Origin of the sequence: Rhodococcus sp. AH-ZY2 (assembly GCF_030916465.1) — a bacterium.
GTDB lineage: Bacteria > Actinomycetota > Actinomycetes > Mycobacteriales > Mycobacteriaceae > Rhodococcus > Rhodococcus ruber.
This window is the reverse complement of sequence record NZ_CP126458.1, coordinates 175,856-190,412: the sequence shown is the minus strand read 5'-3', so window position 1 is coordinate 190,412 and position 14,557 is coordinate 175,856. Positions and strand designations below refer to the sequence as shown.

Sequence of the window (14,557 nt, the reverse complement as noted above, 5' to 3'; positions counted from 1 at the left end):
GTGGTGGACTTCACCGTCGGCGTCGCGATGACGCCGCTCGATCAACTCGCCGACCTGGCCCGCACTGCCGAAGAGTGCGGGTTCGCCTCGATCGCGCTGCCCGACTCCCTGTTCTACATGGAGAAGCAGAGCGTCGACTACCCGTACACTCCCGACGGGTCGCGGATGTGGACCGAGGACACCCCGTGGGTGGATCCGTTGATCGCCGCGGCCGCGATGGGGGCGGTCACGTCGACGCTCCGGTTCTACACCCAGGTCCTCAAGCTCGGCTCCCGCAACCCCGTGCTGCTGGCCCGCCAGGTCGGGTCGGTCGCCAACCTGACCGGGAACCGCTTCGGCTTCGGCGTGGGAATCGGCTGGGCCCCGGAGGAATTCGAGTGGTGCGGCGTCCCGTACGCGCGGCGCGGCAAGCGGGTCGACGAGATGATCGAGGTCATCAGGCTCATCCTCGGCGGCGGCATGGTCGAACACCACGGCGAGTTCTTCGACTTCGACCGCCTGCAGATGAGCCCTGCCCCCAGCGCACCGGTGCCGTTCTACATCGGCGGCCACACCGACGTCGCGCTGCGCCGCGCGGCCCGGATCGGCGACGGCTGGACCTCGGCGATGATCCGCTTCGACGACCTCGTCGACGTGGTCGCGCGACTGCGCGAACTGCGCGCCGAATACGGCCGCGCCGACGAGCCGTTCGAGATCCAGGCCGTGTGCGTCGACCGGTTCGGCAGCGCGGGGTACGCCGAACTCGAGGACGCCGGGGTCACCGACATCATCGTGGTGCCGTGGATCTTCGACGGGCACGGCTTCGACAGTCCCCTCGAGGCGAAGCAGGAGTCCCTGCACAGATTCGCCGACAGGTACATCCATCGAAGGGAGCAGGCATGAGCGACGAACATCCGGCGCGGGTGGCCGCGCGGGCGTCCCAGGCCGCGGCCAGCGGGAAGCGCAAGGACGAGTGGCTGGCGCTGTTCGCCGAGAACGGGGTCGTCGAGGACCCGGTCGGTCCGTCCGGGTTCGACCCGGAGGGCACGGGGCACCACGGGCGCGAGGCGATCTCGCGCTTCTACGACATGACCATCGCGAACACCGACCGGCTCGAGTTCCTCGTCGACGACGTGCTGGTGTGCGGCGACGAGTGCGTCAACATCGGCACCATCCGCACCACCCTCGGCGGCAACGTGATCGACGCCGAGGGCGTGTTCGTCTACCGCGTGGACGACGACGGCCGGATCGCGTCGCTGCGCGCCTTCTGGGAAGTCGAGCGGGCCATGAAGACGGTTCGCCCCGCAGCCGGGGCGGCGCGCGGCTAGAGTCCGGCCATGACCGTCGGCGGGATCGTCCTCGCGGCGGGGGGCGGCACGCGACTGGGCGGGCGCGCGAAAGCACTGCTCCCCCACCGCGGCCACCCGCTGCTGCACACCGTGGTGGCCGCGCTCACCGCCGGGGGCTGCGACGAGATCACGGTGGTCGCCGGCGCCTACGCCGACGACGTCGTCGCCGCGTGCCCGCCCGGCATCCGAACCGTCGTCAATCCGCGCTGGGCCGAGGGGATGTCGACGTCGCTGCGGGCCGGGATGGACGCCACGACGGGCCACGAGGTGATCGCCCTGACCGTCGTCGACTTTCCCGGCATCACCGCCGGACTCGTCCGAACCGTGCTGGCCGCGCACCGCCCCGGCACGATCACCGTGCCGATGTTCGGCGACCGCCCCGGCCATCCTGTGGTGTTCGACCGGCGTGATGCCGAGGCGGCGGCCCGGGAGGCCGTCGGCGACGAGGGTGCCCGGCGATTCCTCGCCGGCCACCGCGACCGGGTGCGGCGGCTGGACTGCACGGGTCTCGCCGATCCGGGAGACGTCGACGTGCCCGGCGATCTGGCGCTGCTGGACCGGCGGGACGTCACGCGCGGCGATACCTGATCGCCGAGCCCAGGACGATCGTCACGGCGCAGGACAGCACCAGCATCGTGCAGACGGCCCCGAGTGCGGCCACCGTCGGCGTGGCCGTCCCCGGCACCACCAGGGACGCGAGCAGGAGCGACGCCACCGAGGTGCCCACGGCCGACGCGGCGGTGCGCAGCACGGTCTGGCTGCCGGCCATCTCGCTCGTGTTGTGTTCCGGGACGGACTCGACGAGCAGGTTCGGCAGCGCGGTGTACGCGAACGCCGTCGCCACCGAGACGGCCACCACCAGCAGCGTCATCCCGAGCACCGAGGCCCGGAAGAAGAAGAATCCGGCGCACGCCACGAGGAACACCACGCTGCCGAGCAGCAGCGACGACCGTGCCCCCACCGCGGCGGCGATCCGGCCCGCGACGGGCGTGAACGCCATGCCGATCATCGCGCCGACGAACGACAGCGTTCCGGCGTAGGTGGGTGTGAGTCCGAGGCCGAACGGCGCGGAGGTGGGGCTCTGCATGATGATCGGGATGATCATCGTCCCGACCCCGATCGGTCCGACGCCGAGGGCCACCCCGGCGAGCATCGTCAGCGCGACGTTGCGTTCGGCGAGCAGGCGCAGGTTCACGATCGGGGACGGCCGGCCGAGCTCCCACCACACCCACCAGGCGAAGATCGCCGTACCGACGACGATCGGCGCGAGGACGCGGCCGTCGCTCCAGCCCCAGGCGCGGCTCTGGGTCAACCCGAACAGGACGGCGGCCACGGCCGTCGCCAGGCCGGCCGCGCCCACCACGTCGATCGGCTGCCGGTGGTGGTGGCGGCGTCGCCACGGCAGCACGGCCTCGACCAGGAAGATGCAGGCGATGGCGTACGCCGCGGCGACGACGAAGATGTACCGCCAGTCCCCGAGATCGATGAGGATGCCGGCGACGAGCAGGGAGGCGGCCCCGGCCGCGACGGCGGATCCGGAGATCAGTGCGACGGCCATCGGGACGCGTTCCGCGGGCAGGTGCTCACGGGCGAGCCCGATGCACAGCGGCAGGATCGCGCCCGCCACCCCCTGGATCGCCCGGCCGGCGATGATGGCCTCGAGGGTCCCGAACGCCATGCTGACGATCGAGCCGGTGGCGGCGCAGGCCAGCACGAACATCAGCACCCGTTCGCGACCGTACATGTCGCCGAGCCGGCCGCACACTGCCGCCGAGGCCGCCGCCACCAGCAGAAACGCCGTCACGGTCCATCCGACCGCGGAGGCGTCCGCCTCGAAGACCCGGGCGAACGTCGGCAGCGCCGCGTACATCATCGACGTCTCGAATGCGCTGATGACTTCGACGGCGATGAGAATGGCCACCACCGCCCACACGGGTCGGGTCCGCTCGTAGCGGCGTTCGGCACGGGTCGAGGGTGCCCGTTCGGGTGCCAACGATGTACTCATGAATACTCCTACGGTTCGTCGGTGTGAACCGTACGGACGGAGTACGCCGAGTGTGACGCAGGACCCACTGAGCGGGACCGGGCGGCCGGCGTCGTCCTTACGCGCCGGCCATGTGCCGGACCGCCAGGTGGGCGAACAACGCGCTGGTGCCGATCGGGTTGCCGCCGCCGGGGTAGACGGTGCCGCTCGGGGCGGCCATCGTGTTGCCCGCCGCGTACAGCCCGGGGATGGGCGTCCCGGCGCCGTCGAGCACGCGGCCGACGGTGTCGGTGCGCAGGCCGCCCTTGGTGCCGAGGTCCGAGATGCCGAACTGCGCGGCGTGGAACGGGCCCTTCTCGATCGGGACCAGCGCCGAACCGCCGCCGGTGAACGCCACGTCGTAGGGCTCGTCCCCGCGGCCGAAGTCCTCGTCGACGCCGCCGGCGGCGAGGCGGTTGAACCGTGCGACGGTCGCCTCGAGCGCCTCGGCCGACACCCCGATCTGCCCGGCGAGTTCGGCGAGCGTGTCGGCGGTCTTCCACAGTCCCGCCGCCTCGTACTTCTCGGTCTCCACGAGCGGAACGTTCGTCGCCGCGATCGGCGGCACCACCCCGCTCCGGTCGTCGTAGATCATCCAGAACGGCAGCGTCATCTCGCCCTTGTCCATGCGGGCGATGATGTCGCGGCCGAGCCGGTCGTAGGGCGCGTACTCGTTGGTGAAGCGATTGCCGTCCTGGTCGACGAAGATGCCGCCGGTGAAGCACAGCGCGAAGGCCGAGCGCCCGTCGGGGTGGGTCAGCCCCGGCGACCACCACGCCTCGCTCATCAGGTCGACGTCGGCACCGATCGCGATGGCCGCCTGGTGGGCCTTGCCGAGGTTGGACCACGGCCCCATCGAATCGCGGGCCGCGCCGGGGACGCCGTACCGTGCGCGCATCTCGTCGTTGTGGTCGAATCCGCCGGCGGCGAGCACGACGCCCTTGCGGGCCCGCACCGCGCGCCGCTGCTCGCCGTGGGAGACGATCGCGCCGACCACGGCGCCGTCCTCGACGACGAGTTCCTCGAGCGGCGTGTTCCGGTGCAGCTGCACGTTCGGGTACTTGCGCATGGCGACCAGGAACCGGCCGATGAGGGCACGCCCACCGATCAGCTTGTCCGGCAACGGATCCCCGTTGCGCTCGCGACCCAGCGGCCCGCGGACGGATTCGTTGAGTTCCGGGTCGTCGGCGACGGACCGCGGGGTCGGTGCGATGTGACGGCCCTTCGCGCTGGCCTTGGGAGCCTTGCCGAAGTAGTCCGGCCACGGGTAGGCCGTGAACTCGATGTCCTCGTCGGCCTCGAGGTAGTCGATCAGGGGTGCGCCGCCACGGACGTAGGCGTCCTGCAGGTCGCGGGGGGTGCGGTCGCCGACGACGGCATGGTAGTAGGTCAGGGCGTCGTCGATGGTGTCGTCGTCGCCGGCACGTCGCAGCACGGCGTTGGTGGGGAACCAGACCCCACCGCCGCCGGAGTAGGCGGTGGTGCCGCCGAAGTACTCGGAGGCCTCGACCAGGACGACCGACAGTCCCTCACGGGCGGCGGTGTACGCGCCGCAGCAGCCTCCCGCCCCCGATCCCACGACGAGGACGTCGCATTCCTCTGCCCAATCCACCATGCTCGAAGCCTTTCGCCGATTCCGTTCCGGGAGCACGTGACACTATTTCCGCAACCGCGGCGCACGGGAGAGGACGTCTCACTGGGCGGAACAACAGGCCCGGGCCCTGCCGCACGCGAGATCTCCCCCGTTCGGTCCGCACGGCCGGACCCGGCACGGCGACGTCGCACAGGCCGATCCCGGTCAGCAGGACCGGAGGCTACCGGCCCTCGGCGGCCGAAATACTGTGGCCGAGCACCCCGCCCTCACCCCCAATTTCGGCGGGGTGCACCCACGTCGCCGGCTTCTGCGGTACTCCCCACCTCTGTCCGACATCCCTCCGCGCGCCGATCCGGGAACGGCGACCGGATCCGCAGGACGCCGGGGCCAGCGGTCGGCACGGCGGCGCCGTAGGAGCCCCGATCGCCCCGGCGCCGTAGGAGCCCCGATCGCCCCGGCGCCGTGGCATCGGGTCAGTGCTCGACGGGGCAGCCGCCCTCCGTCCTGTAGTCCACCCGGAACTCCTTGATGCCGTTGAGCCAGCCGGACCGCAACCGGCGCGGATCGGCGACCTTGGTGATGTCGGGCATGTAGTCGGCGATCGCGTTGAACACGAGGTCGATCTCCATCCGCGCCAGGTTGGCGCCGAGGCAGTAGTGCGCGCCGGTTCCGCCGAACGCGAGGTGCGGGTTGGGATCTCGCAGGATGTCGAATGTCCGGGGGTTCTCGAACACCTCCTCGTCGTTGTTCGCCGACGCGTACAGCATCACGACGCGGTCGCCCTTGCGAATCGTCTGCCCGCCGAGTTCGGTGTCCTCGAGCGCGGTGCGCTGGAACGACGTGACCGGCGTGGCCCAGCGGATGATCTCGTCGGCCGCGGTCTTCGGGCGGTCCCGCTTGAAGATCTCCCACTGCTCCGGGTTGTCGAGGAACGCCGCCATGCCGTGCGTGATCGCGTTGCGGGTGGTCTCGTTGCCGGCGACGGCGAGCACGATGAAGAAGAAGCCGAACTCCTCGGGTGAGAGCTCGTCCCCGTCGATGTCCGCCTCGATCAGCGTGGTGACGATGTCGTCCGCCGGGCACTCCTTGCGCGCGGCGGCCATCTGGTACGCGTAGCCGAGAACCTCCATCGACGCGGCCGCGGGGTCGGCGGTGTTGTCCGGATCGTCGTAGCCGGTCATCTGATTCGACCACTCGAAGATCTTGTCCCGGTCCTCCTGCGGGACGCCGATCAGTTCGGCGATGGCCTGCAGGGGCAGCTCGGCGGCGACCTGGGTGACGAAATCGCCCCGGCCGGCCTGGCAGGCTTCCTCGACGATCTTCTTCGCGCGGGCGTTCAGCTCGTCCCGGAGGCCGTTGATGGCGCGCGGGGTGAACCCGCGGGCGACGAGTTTGCGCAGCTTGGTGTGCTCGGGAGCGTCCTTGTTGAGCAGGACGTGCCGCTGCAGTTCGATGGCCTCGCGCGGGATGTCGTCGTTGAACCGCGGGATGGCGGTGTTCTCCCAGTTGGAGAACACGTCGCTGCGGCGGGAGACCTCACGGACCTCCTCGTGCCGGGACACGACCCAGAATCCCTCGTCGTGGAACCCGCCGACGTCCGGGGATTTCTTGTTCCACCAGACGGGGGCCGTCCTACGCAGCTCGGCGAACTCCTCGAACGGCATCCGCTCGGCGTAGAGATCCGGATCGGTGAAGTCGATGTCTTCGGGGATGTTGGGCTGCGCCACTGAATTCTCTCCTACCCTGACGAGTGCACCGGGTCGCGATGTGGAACACGTTCTAAAAGCATTCAAGCACAGGGCGGCCCGCAGGCCAAGGAATCGCCAAGTCCCGATCATTCGGACCACACCTTGTCCGCCACGACAACCTGTTCTACTTTGCGAGGACAAGGATCAGAAAGGAGCCCACCGTGGGCACACCAGTCATCGTCGAGGCGGCACGCACCCCGATCGGCAAGCGCGGCGGCTGGCTCGCCGGCCTGCACGCTGCCGAGATCCTCGGGGCCGCGCAGGGCGGACTGATCGAGCGTGCGGGCCTCGATCCCGCCCTCGTCGAGCAGGTGATCGGCGGGTGCGTCACACAGGCCGGCGCGCAGTCCAACAACATCACCCGCACCGCCTGGCTGCACGCCGGACTGCCGTGGCAGGTCGGCGCCACCACGATCGACTGCCAGTGCGGGTCGGCCCAGCAGGCCAACCACCTGATCGCCGGGCTCATCGCCACCGGCGCCATCGACGTCGGCATCGCCTGCGGTATCGAGGCGATGTCCCAGGTGCCGCTCGGCGCGAACGTCGGCGAACTCGCCGGCCCGCGCCGCCCCGAGTCGTGGAACATCGACATGCCCAACCAGTTCGAGGCGGCCGAGCGCATCGCTCGCCGGCGCGGCATCACCCGCGAGGACGTCGACGCCCTCGGCGTCCGGTCGCAGGCGCTGGCCGAGCAGGCCTGGGACGAGGGCCGATTCGACCGCGAGGTGCTGCCCGTCGTCGCACCCGTCGTCGACAAGGCGGGCGCGCTCACCGGCGAGAAGCAGACCGTCGCCCGCGACCAGGGCCTGCGCGAGACGACCGCGGAGTCGCTCGCGAAGCTGAAGCCGGTCCTCGACGGCGGCATCCACACGGCCGGCACCTCGTCGCAGATCTCCGACGGCGCGGCCGCGGTGCTGCTCATGGATTCCGACCGCGCCGCGGCGCTCGGCCTGAAGCCGCGGGCTCGGATCGTCTCGCAGGCCCTCGTCGGCGCCGAGCCCGAGTTCCATCTCGACGGACCGGTGCAGGCGACGAGCCGCGTCCTCGACAAGTCCGGGATGGCGATCGGCGACCTGGACCTGTTCGAGGTCAACGAGGCGTTCGCGTCGGTGCTGCTGTCGTGGGCGCGGGTGCACGAGCCCGACATGGACAAGGTCAACGTGAACGGTGGCGCGATCGCGCTCGGCCACCCCGTCGGCTCCACCGGCTCGCGGCTGATCACCACCGCCCTGCACGAGCTCGAGCGGCGCGACGGCTCGACCGCGCTGATCACCATGTGCGCCGGCGGCGCGCTGGCCACCGGCACGATCATCGAGCGGATCTGACATGAGCGCAGCCGCCGCGCCGAAGGGCCTCGACTCGAAGTGGACGGTGCCGGTCATCAAGTGGATGTCGCGCGCCAACGTGGCGGCCTACAAGGCCACCGGGGGCCGGATCGGTGGAAAGTGGCGGGTGGGCAGCGCCTTCCCGTGGGGCATCCCCGTCTGCCTGCTCACCACCACGGGCCGCAAGACCGGGCAGCCACGGACCGTCCCCCTGCTGTTCCTCGAGGACGGCGAGCGGGTGGTGCTCGTCGCATCCCAGGGCGGCCTGCCTCAGCACCCGCTGTGGTTCCGCAACATCCGCGCCGATCCGCGGGTGACCGTGCAGGTGCGCTCGCGGGTGCGGCAGATGACGGCGCGGGTGGCGACGCCCGAGGAGCGGTCGCACTACTGGCCGCGGCTGGTGGCGATGTACGCGGATTTCGACAATTATCAGTCCTGGACGGATCGGGTCATCCCGGTGGTGGTGTGCGAGTGATCTTCGCGGGAGCCGGCACGGCCGGGCACGAACCAGTGGGGTGCCCGGTCGAGCTGCTCTCGAGAAGGGATGTCACCCGATGACAACCGCCAACCACGACCGCGTACTCGACAAGCGGGAGATCGCCGCCGCACTGCTGCGCGCGCTCGAACGCCGGCACGAGGTCCTCGATGCCATCGTCGAGAGCGACGACCGGGCCGAGGCGGTCACGACCGTCGCGCGGCTGCTCGACACGAACGAGTCGTGCGCCGAAGCGGTGCTCAACCTTCCGTTCCGGCGGCTGACCAAGGCGGAGCGGAAGAAGATCCGGGAGGAACTCGACGACCTCGACGCGGTGCTGAAGTGGACGCCCGCCGAACGTCCGTACGCCACCGGTGCCCACTTCCGGCTGCGTCAGTTCAGCAACAGCGATCGGGACCGCGAGCTGTTCCGCGCGCGGTGCGAGGAGCAGCTCGGCGACGCCGGCGAGGAGCGGGTCGAGCAGGAACGCGCCGCCGGCCTGTCGCGCATCGACGACGAGTCCGCGGTGTGGCTGGTCGCCGAGGACCTGTCCGGCACCGACCCCAAGCCGGTCGGTTTCGCGTTCGGTGAGCTCCAGGGCCACGAGGTCGACGTCGCGATCTGGGTCCACCCGGAGCTGCGCAAGCAGGGCTACGGCACCGCGACCCTCAAGCACGCCCGCACCGAGCTGGCCGCGTACTTCCCCGGCACCACCATCATCGTCCGTTCGCCCGCATAGTCGCCCCCACCCGTGCGCGCTTTCGGTAGCGGGCGCTACCGAAAGCGCGCACGGCCGGTCAGGCCCCGTAGACCGGGGTCGGGGGCTCGCTGCGCGCGATCAGCTTCTCCACCACCGGGCCGAGTTCCTTCGGATCCCAGCGCTCGCCCTTGTCGATCGCCTCTCCGTGCCGCCAGCCGTCGGCGACGGAGACCTTGCCGCCCTCCACCTCGAACACCCGGCCCGTGACCTCCTTGGACTCGGCGCTGCCGAGCCACACCACCAGCGGTGAGACGTTCTCCGGGGCCATCGCGTCGAACCCGTCCTCGGGGGCGGCCATCGACTCGGCCATCGCCCCGCCCGCGCCCACGGTCATGCGGGTCCGCGCGGCCGGCGCGATCGCATTGACGGTGACGCCGTAGCGCGCGAACTCCGCGGCCGCCTGGATCGTGAGGGTGGCGATCCCCGCCTTCGCGGCGGCGTAGTTGCCCTGGCCGATGCTGCCCATCAGGCCGGCACCCGAGCTGGTGTTGACGATGCGGGCGTCGACCGGGTTGCCGGCCTTCGCCTCCCCGCGCCAGTACGCCATCGCGTGCCGCATCGGAGCGAAGTGGCCCTTCAGATGCACCCGGATCACCGCATCCCATTCCTCCTCGCTCATGTTGGCGAGCATGCGATCCCGCAGGAATCCGGCGTTGTTGACCAGGACGTCGAGCCGCCCGAAGGTGTCCAGGGCCGTCTGCACCAGGTTCTGCGCGCCGGCCCAGTCGGCGACGTCGTCACCGTTGACGACGGCCTCGCCGCCGGCCGCCCGGATCTCCGCGACGACCTGCTCCGCGGGGCTCTCCCCCGTCGCGGAACCGTCCGCGCCGGCCCCGATGTCGTTGACCACGACCTTCGCCCCCTCGGCGGCGAACGCCAGCGCGTGGGCCCGTCCGATACCGCGCCCCGCGCCGGTGACGATCACGACGCGCCCGTTGACCAGTCCACTCACTTGTCTTCTCCTCGAATAGATGTCGTTGTCGCGGAATTCGGGCGACACGCTCGCCCCGCCTCCACGATTCCGCTCCCTGGGGTCTTCGCCCCGCATGTGCTAACTTACCAAGCAATCGCTTGGTTCGGTACAGACGTTAGGAACCTGCCATGGGCATCACCTCGACCACCGACGGCGCGGGCATCACCACGGTCACCGTCGACTACCCGCCTGTGAACGCCATCCCCTCCCAGGGGTGGTTCGAACTGGCCGACGCGGTCCTCGCCGCAGGCAAGGATCCGGCCACGCACGTGGTGATCCTGCGCGCGGAGGGCCGCGGCTTCAATGCCGGCGTCGACATCAAGGAGATGCAGGCCACCGACGGGCACGACGCCCTCATCGCCGCCAACCGCGGCTGCGCCGCCGCCTTCGCCGCCGTCTACGACTGCGCCGTGCCCGTCGTGGTCGCCGTGAACGGCTTCTGCGTCGGCGGCGGAATAGGTCTCGTCGGCAACGCCGACGTCATCGTCGCCTCCGACGACGCCGTCTTCGGCCTGCCCGAGGTGGACCGCGGCGCGCTCGGCGCCGCCACCCACCTCGCCCGGCTCGTGCCGCAGCACATGATGCGCACCCTCTACTACACGGCGCAGAACGTCACGGCCCAGCAGCTCGAGCACTTCGGTTCCGTCTACAAGGTGGTCCCGCGCGCCGAACTCGACGCCACGGCCCGCGAGATCGCCGGGAAGATCGCGGCGAAGGACACCCGCGTCATCCGCTGCGCCAAGGAAGCCATCAACGGCATCGACCCGGTGGACGTGAAGGACAGCTACCGCTTCGAGCAGGGCTTCACCTTCGAACTCAACCTCGCGGGCGTCGCGGACGAGCACCGGGACGAGTTCGTCGCCACCGGCAAACCGCGCGCCAACCACTGACCAGGAGACATGAAACACCATGCGTGACAAGAGGATGTCGCTCGACGACGTGGTCGGCGAGCTGCGCAGCGGCATGACGATCGGCATCGGCGGCTGGGGGTCGCGGCGCAAGCCGATGGCGCTCGTCCGCGCGATCCTGCGCTCGGATCTGACGGACCTGACGGTCGTGACCTACGGGGGCCCGGACCTGGGCCTGCTGTGCTCGGCCGGGAAGGTGAAGAAGGCGTACTACGGGTTCGTCTCCCTCGACTCGGCCCCGTTCTACGACCCGTGGTTCGCCAAGGCCCGCACGAACGGGGAGATCGTCGCGCGGGAGATGGACGAGGGCATGGTCAAGTGCGGCCTCGAGGCGGCCGCCGCGCGGCTGCCGTTCCTGCCGATCCGCGCCGGCCTGGGCTCGGCCGTCGTCGACTTCTGGGAAGGCGAGCTGCAGACCGTCACCTCGCCGTACCCCGGCGAGTCGGGCGAGGCCGAGACGCTGATCGCGATGCCGGCGCTGAATCTCGATGCGGCCCTGGTGCATCTGAACATCGGCGATGCGCACGGCAACGCCGCCTACACCGGCGTCGACCCCTACTTCGACGACCTGTACTGCCTGGCCGCCGAGAAGCGGTTCGTCTCGGTCGAACGCATCGTCGAGACCGAGGAGCTCGTCAAATCCGTTCCGCTGCAGTCCCTCGTCCTCAACCGCATGATGGTCGACGGGGTCGTCGAGGCACCGAACGGCGCCCACTTCACCCTTGCCGGCGACAGTTACGGCCGCGACGAGAAGTTCCAGCGCCACTACGCCGAATCGGCGAAGGACCCGCAGACGTGGCAGGGGTTCGTCGACCGGTTCCTCTCCGGCAGCGAGGACGACTACCAGGCCGCAGTGCAGGCCTTCAGCGAGGAGCAGGCATGACCGAGACGACCACCCCGGCGACCTCCGGCACGGTGACCCGCGCCGAGTACTGCGCCATCGCCTGCGCCGAGATCTTCGCCGGCGCCGGCGAGATCATGGCCAGCCCGATGGCGACCCTGCCGCTCATCGGCGCCCGCCTCGCCCGGCTGACCACCGAACCGGACCTGCTCATCACCGACGGCGAGGCCCTGATCCTCGCGGAGACCCCCGCCGTCGGCGCGAAAGGCCCGATCGAGGGCTGGATGCCGTTCCGCAAGGTGTTCGACGTCGTCGCCTCCGGCCGACGCCACGTCGTGATGGGCGCCAACCAGATCGACCGGCACGGCAACCAGAACCTGTCGGCGTTCGGCCCGCTGCAGCACCCCACCCGGCAGATGTTCGGCGTGCGCGGCGCCCCCGGCAACACCATCAACCACGCGACGAGCTACTGGGTCGGCAAGCACAACACGCGCGTGTTCTGCGACAAGGTCGACATCGTCTCGGGTGTCGGCTACGACAAGGTCGATCCGGCCAACCCGGCGTTCCGGTTCCTGCACCTGCACCGGGTCGTCACCAACCTCGGCTCGTTCGACTTCGGCGGTCCCGGCCACACGTTCCGGGCGCTGACCCTGCACCCCGGGGTCACCGCCGAGCAGGTCGCCGAGAACACCTCCTTCGAGGTGGCGGGCCTCGACGAGGCCGGCCTCACCCGGGAGCCCACCGCCGAGGAACTGCGCCTGATCCGTGAGGTCCTCGATCCGCGTGGGCTGCGAGACCGGGAGGTCGCGGTATGAGTCCGCGCCTGACGACGGCCCTGACCGACCTGGTCGGCATCGAGCATCCGATCGTCCAGACCGGCATGGGCTGGGTGTCCGGCCCCCGGCTGACCGCCGCCACCTCCAACGCGGGTGGCCTCGGCATCCTGGCGTCGGCGACGATGACGTACGAGGAACTCGAGGTCGCCGTCGCGAAGACGAAGGCGGCGACGGACAAGCCCTTCGGCGTGAACATCCGGGCCGATGCGTCCGACGCCGCCCAGCGCATCGACCTGCTCATCCGCGAGAACGTCAAGGTCGCGTCCTTCGCGCTCGCGCCCAGGAAGGAACTGATCGCCGAGCTCAAGGATCACGGCGTCGTGGTGATCCCGTCCATCGGCGCCGCGAAGCACGCGGTGAAGGTTGCCTCGTGGGGCGCCGACGCGGTGATCGTGCAGGGCGGCGAAGGCGGCGGGCACACCGGACCGGTGGCCACCACGCTGCTGCTGCCGAGCGTGCTCGACGCCGTCGACATCCCGGTCGTCGCGGCCGGCGGGTTCTTCGACGGCCGGGGCCTGGCAGCGGCGCTCGCCTACGGGGCGGCCGGCGTCGCCATGGGCACCCGGTTCCTGCTCACCAGCGACAGCGCCGTGCCCGACTCGGTGAAGCAGGAGTACCTGGGCCGGGGCCTGCAGGACACGACGGTCTCGGTCAAGGTCGACGGCATGCCGCACCGCGTGCTCAACACCGAGCTCGTGGACAGCCTCGAACGCGGCAGCTACGCGAAGGGCCTCGCCGCCGCCGCCAGGAACGCGGCCAAGTTCAAGGCCATGACCGGGATGAAGTGGTCGACGCTCGTCAAGGACGGCATCGCGATGAAGCGGGCGAGCGACCGCACGTGGCAGCAGATCATCATGGCGGCCAACACCCCCATGCTGCTCAAGGCCGGGCTCGTCGAGGGCAACACCGAGGCCGGTGTGCTCGCCTCCGGGCAAGTCGTCGGCATGCTCGACGACCTGCCCAGCTGCCAGGAGCTGATCGACCGCATCGTCACCGAGGCCGTCGAGCGGATCGACGCGCTGGCCGCGCTGCGTGGTCAGGCCCAGGCGCCGCGCGCCGCCGCGCCGCGCGCGTAGGTCTCGAACGAGATCGGTGGCCGGCCCGTCACCTCGGCGACGACGTCGTTCGGGGTGACGTCGCCGGTCGCCCGCAGCGCCTCGAAGGCCTCGATCTCGGCAAGCACCTGCGCCCGGTCCAGACCGAAACCGGTCATGGTCTCGAGGTAGGCGTCGGGCTCGCCGCGGTAACGCACCGGCCGCCCCGACTCGCGGGCGACGATCGCCGTCGCCTCCCCGAACGACAACGCGTCGGGTCCGCTCAGCTCGTACGTGCGACCCGCATGACCGGGCTCGGTCGGAGCCACCACCGCGACGGCGGCGATGTCCTCGGCGTCGTTGAACGCCTGCCGGACGTCGCCGAGCGGCACCACGACGTCGCCGGCGAGCACAGCGTCGCGCAGGAAGCCCTCGTCGAAGTTCTGATCGAACCAGTCCGCCCGGACCACTGTCGACTCCACTCCCGCAGAGGTGACCGCGCGTTCGGCGGCCAGCAGCCGCGTGTCGTTCATCGTGTCGATCGCCTTGCTGGACAGCAACACGAGCCGTGAAACTACTTCTGCCACCGCTAGTTCCACGAACTCGTCGGCGATCGGCACGCCGTCGGGCGCCATGACGAACACCGCGCCGGACCCCGCGACGACGGGTACGCCCTATGGGTCTCGGGCCTGGCCTACTTCCATCTCGGCCG

General features: G+C 70.5%; 15 protein-coding genes. 10 read left to right on the top strand and 5 right to left on the bottom strand.

Annotated features, from left to right (window positions below; all coding sequences use genetic code 11):
• Window positions 1-3: 3 nt before the first annotated feature.
• From QNA09_RS01700 to QNA09_RS01690, 3 genes are read left to right on the top strand one after another with little or no spacing between them, the layout of a single operon-like run.
• Entirely contained in the window at window positions 4-882 is an 879-nt protein-coding gene (locus QNA09_RS01700) for a TIGR03619 family F420-dependent LLM class oxidoreductase (protein ID WP_026137822.1), read from the top strand.
• Complete coding sequence (locus QNA09_RS01695; protein WP_010594464.1) at window positions 879-1,307, top strand: nuclear transport factor 2 family protein; 429 nt, start codon at window positions 879-881, stop codon at window positions 1,305-1,307. Before QNA09_RS01700 ends, QNA09_RS01695 begins: the two co-directional genes overlap by 4 nt.
• Before the next feature lie 9 nt (window positions 1,308-1,316).
• The gene (locus tag QNA09_RS01690; protein ID WP_010594465.1) at window positions 1,317-1,916 is read left to right on the top strand and encodes an NTP transferase domain-containing protein; all 600 of its coding nucleotides are present in this window, start codon (window positions 1,317-1,319) and stop codon (window positions 1,914-1,916) included.
• On the opposite strand, the gene QNA09_RS01685 is transcribed toward QNA09_RS01690, so the two are convergent.
• From QNA09_RS01685 to QNA09_RS01675, 3 genes are all read right to left on the bottom strand, one after another.
• On the bottom strand, window positions 1,897-3,333 hold the full coding sequence (locus QNA09_RS01685; protein WP_230831687.1) for an MFS transporter: 1,437 nt from the start codon (window positions 3,331-3,333) through the stop codon (window positions 1,897-1,899). The two genes, QNA09_RS01690 and QNA09_RS01685, sit on opposite strands and share 20 nt — an antisense overlap.
• 97 nt (window positions 3,334-3,430) lie before the next feature.
• A complete protein-coding gene (locus QNA09_RS01680; RefSeq protein ID WP_267966271.1) occupies window positions 3,431-5,002 on the bottom strand; it encodes an FAD-binding protein in 1,572 nt (523 codons plus the stop codon).
• 416 nt (window positions 5,003-5,418) lie between these two features.
• The gene (locus tag QNA09_RS01675; protein ID WP_010594468.1) at window positions 5,419-6,672 is read right to left on the bottom strand and encodes a cytochrome P450; all 1,254 of its coding nucleotides are present in this window, start codon (window positions 6,670-6,672) and stop codon (window positions 5,419-5,421) included.
• A gap of 182 nt (window positions 6,673-6,854) precedes the next feature.
• Here QNA09_RS01675 and QNA09_RS01670 point away from each other — a divergent pair, with 182 nt between their 5' ends.
• The 3 genes from QNA09_RS01670 to QNA09_RS01660 all read left to right on the top strand — a co-directional run bounded on the left by QNA09_RS01670 (window position 6,855) and on the right by QNA09_RS01660 (window position 9,232).
• Complete coding sequence (locus tag QNA09_RS01670) at window positions 6,855-8,018, top strand: steroid 3-ketoacyl-CoA thiolase (RefSeq protein ID WP_308072172.1); 1,164 nt, start codon at window positions 6,855-6,857, stop codon at window positions 8,016-8,018.
• A gap of 1 nt (window position 8,019) precedes the next feature.
• On the top strand, window positions 8,020-8,493 hold the full coding sequence (locus QNA09_RS01665) for a nitroreductase family deazaflavin-dependent oxidoreductase (protein ID WP_010594470.1): 474 nt from the start codon (window positions 8,020-8,022) through the stop codon (window positions 8,491-8,493).
• 79 nt (window positions 8,494-8,572) lie between these two features.
• A complete protein-coding gene (locus tag QNA09_RS01660; RefSeq protein ID WP_010594471.1) occupies window positions 8,573-9,232 on the top strand; it encodes a GNAT family N-acetyltransferase in 660 nt (219 codons plus the stop codon).
• Between the two features lie 58 nt (window positions 9,233-9,290).
• Here QNA09_RS01660 and QNA09_RS01655 read toward each other — a convergent pair whose 3' ends face one another.
• Window positions 9,291-10,205 carry an SDR family oxidoreductase gene (locus QNA09_RS01655; protein WP_017680976.1) on the bottom strand — a complete coding sequence of 305 codons (915 nt, stop codon included), beginning with the start codon at window positions 10,203-10,205 and terminating at the stop codon, window positions 9,291-9,293.
• A 149-nt stretch (window positions 10,206-10,354) separates the two neighbouring features.
• On the opposite strand from QNA09_RS01655, the gene echA20 reads away from it, so the two are divergent.
• From echA20 to QNA09_RS01635, 4 genes are read left to right on the top strand one after another with little or no spacing between them, the layout of a single operon-like run.
• Window positions 10,355-11,116: a (7aS)-7a-methyl-1,5-dioxo-2,3,5,6,7,7a-hexahydro-1H-indene-carboxyl-CoA hydrolase gene (gene echA20, locus QNA09_RS01650; RefSeq protein ID WP_010594473.1), complete on the top strand. Its 762-nt coding sequence runs from the start codon at window positions 10,355-10,357 to the stop codon at window positions 11,114-11,116.
• Window positions 11,117-11,135: 19 nt separating this feature from the next.
• Complete coding sequence (gene ipdA, locus QNA09_RS01645; protein WP_199915384.1) at window positions 11,136-12,017, top strand: cholesterol ring-cleaving hydrolase subunit IpdA; 882 nt, start codon at window positions 11,136-11,138, stop codon at window positions 12,015-12,017.
• Window positions 12,014-12,790: a cholesterol ring-cleaving hydrolase subunit IpdB gene (gene ipdB / locus QNA09_RS01640; protein WP_102031113.1), complete on the top strand. Its 777-nt coding sequence runs from the start codon at window positions 12,014-12,016 to the stop codon at window positions 12,788-12,790. The genes ipdA and ipdB overlap by 4 nt, the downstream gene beginning before the upstream one ends.
• A complete protein-coding gene (locus QNA09_RS01635; RefSeq protein WP_010594477.1) occupies window positions 12,787-13,887 on the top strand; it encodes a nitronate monooxygenase family protein in 1,101 nt (366 codons plus the stop codon). Before ipdB ends, QNA09_RS01635 begins: the two co-directional genes overlap by 4 nt.
• On the opposite strand, the gene QNA09_RS01630 is transcribed toward QNA09_RS01635, so the two are convergent.
• The gene (locus QNA09_RS01630) at window positions 13,848-14,480 is read right to left on the bottom strand and encodes an NmrA family protein (protein WP_234574923.1); all 633 of its coding nucleotides are present in this window, start codon (window positions 14,478-14,480) and stop codon (window positions 13,848-13,850) included. The genes QNA09_RS01635 and QNA09_RS01630 overlap by 40 nt on opposite strands.
• Between the last annotated feature and the right edge of the window lie 77 nt (window positions 14,481-14,557).

What these genes read in the sequence shown, in the direction of transcription:
- ipdA (WP_199915384.1), top strand. Translation starts at nt 11,136, where the DNA reads ATGCGTGACAAGAGGATGTCGCTCGACGACGTGGTCGGCGAGCTGCGC.
- echA20 (WP_010594473.1), top strand. Translation starts at nt 10,355, where the DNA reads ATGGGCATCACCTCGACCACCGACGGCGCGGGCATCACCACGGTCACC.
- QNA09_RS01665 (WP_010594470.1), top strand. Translation starts at nt 8,020, where the DNA reads ATGAGCGCAGCCGCCGCGCCGAAGGGCCTCGACTCGAAGTGGACGGTG.
- QNA09_RS01635 (WP_010594477.1), top strand. Translation starts at nt 12,787, where the DNA reads ATGAGTCCGCGCCTGACGACGGCCCTGACCGACCTGGTCGGCATCGAG.
- QNA09_RS01660 (WP_010594471.1), top strand. Translation starts at nt 8,573, where the DNA reads ATGACAACCGCCAACCACGACCGCGTACTCGACAAGCGGGAGATCGCC.
- QNA09_RS01685 (WP_230831687.1), bottom strand. Translation starts at nt 3,333, where the DNA reads ATGAGTACATCGTTGGCACCCGAACGGGCACCCTCGACCCGTGCCGAA.
- QNA09_RS01695 (WP_010594464.1), top strand. Translation starts at nt 879, where the DNA reads ATGAGCGACGAACATCCGGCGCGGGTGGCCGCGCGGGCGTCCCAGGCC.
- QNA09_RS01630 (WP_234574923.1), bottom strand. Translation starts at nt 14,480, where the DNA reads ATGGCGCCCGACGGCGTGCCGATCGCCGACGAGTTCGTGGAACTAGCG.
- ipdB (WP_102031113.1), top strand. Translation starts at nt 12,014, where the DNA reads ATGACCGAGACGACCACCCCGGCGACCTCCGGCACGGTGACCCGCGCC.
- QNA09_RS01690 (WP_010594465.1), top strand. Translation starts at nt 1,317, where the DNA reads ATGACCGTCGGCGGGATCGTCCTCGCGGCGGGGGGCGGCACGCGACTG.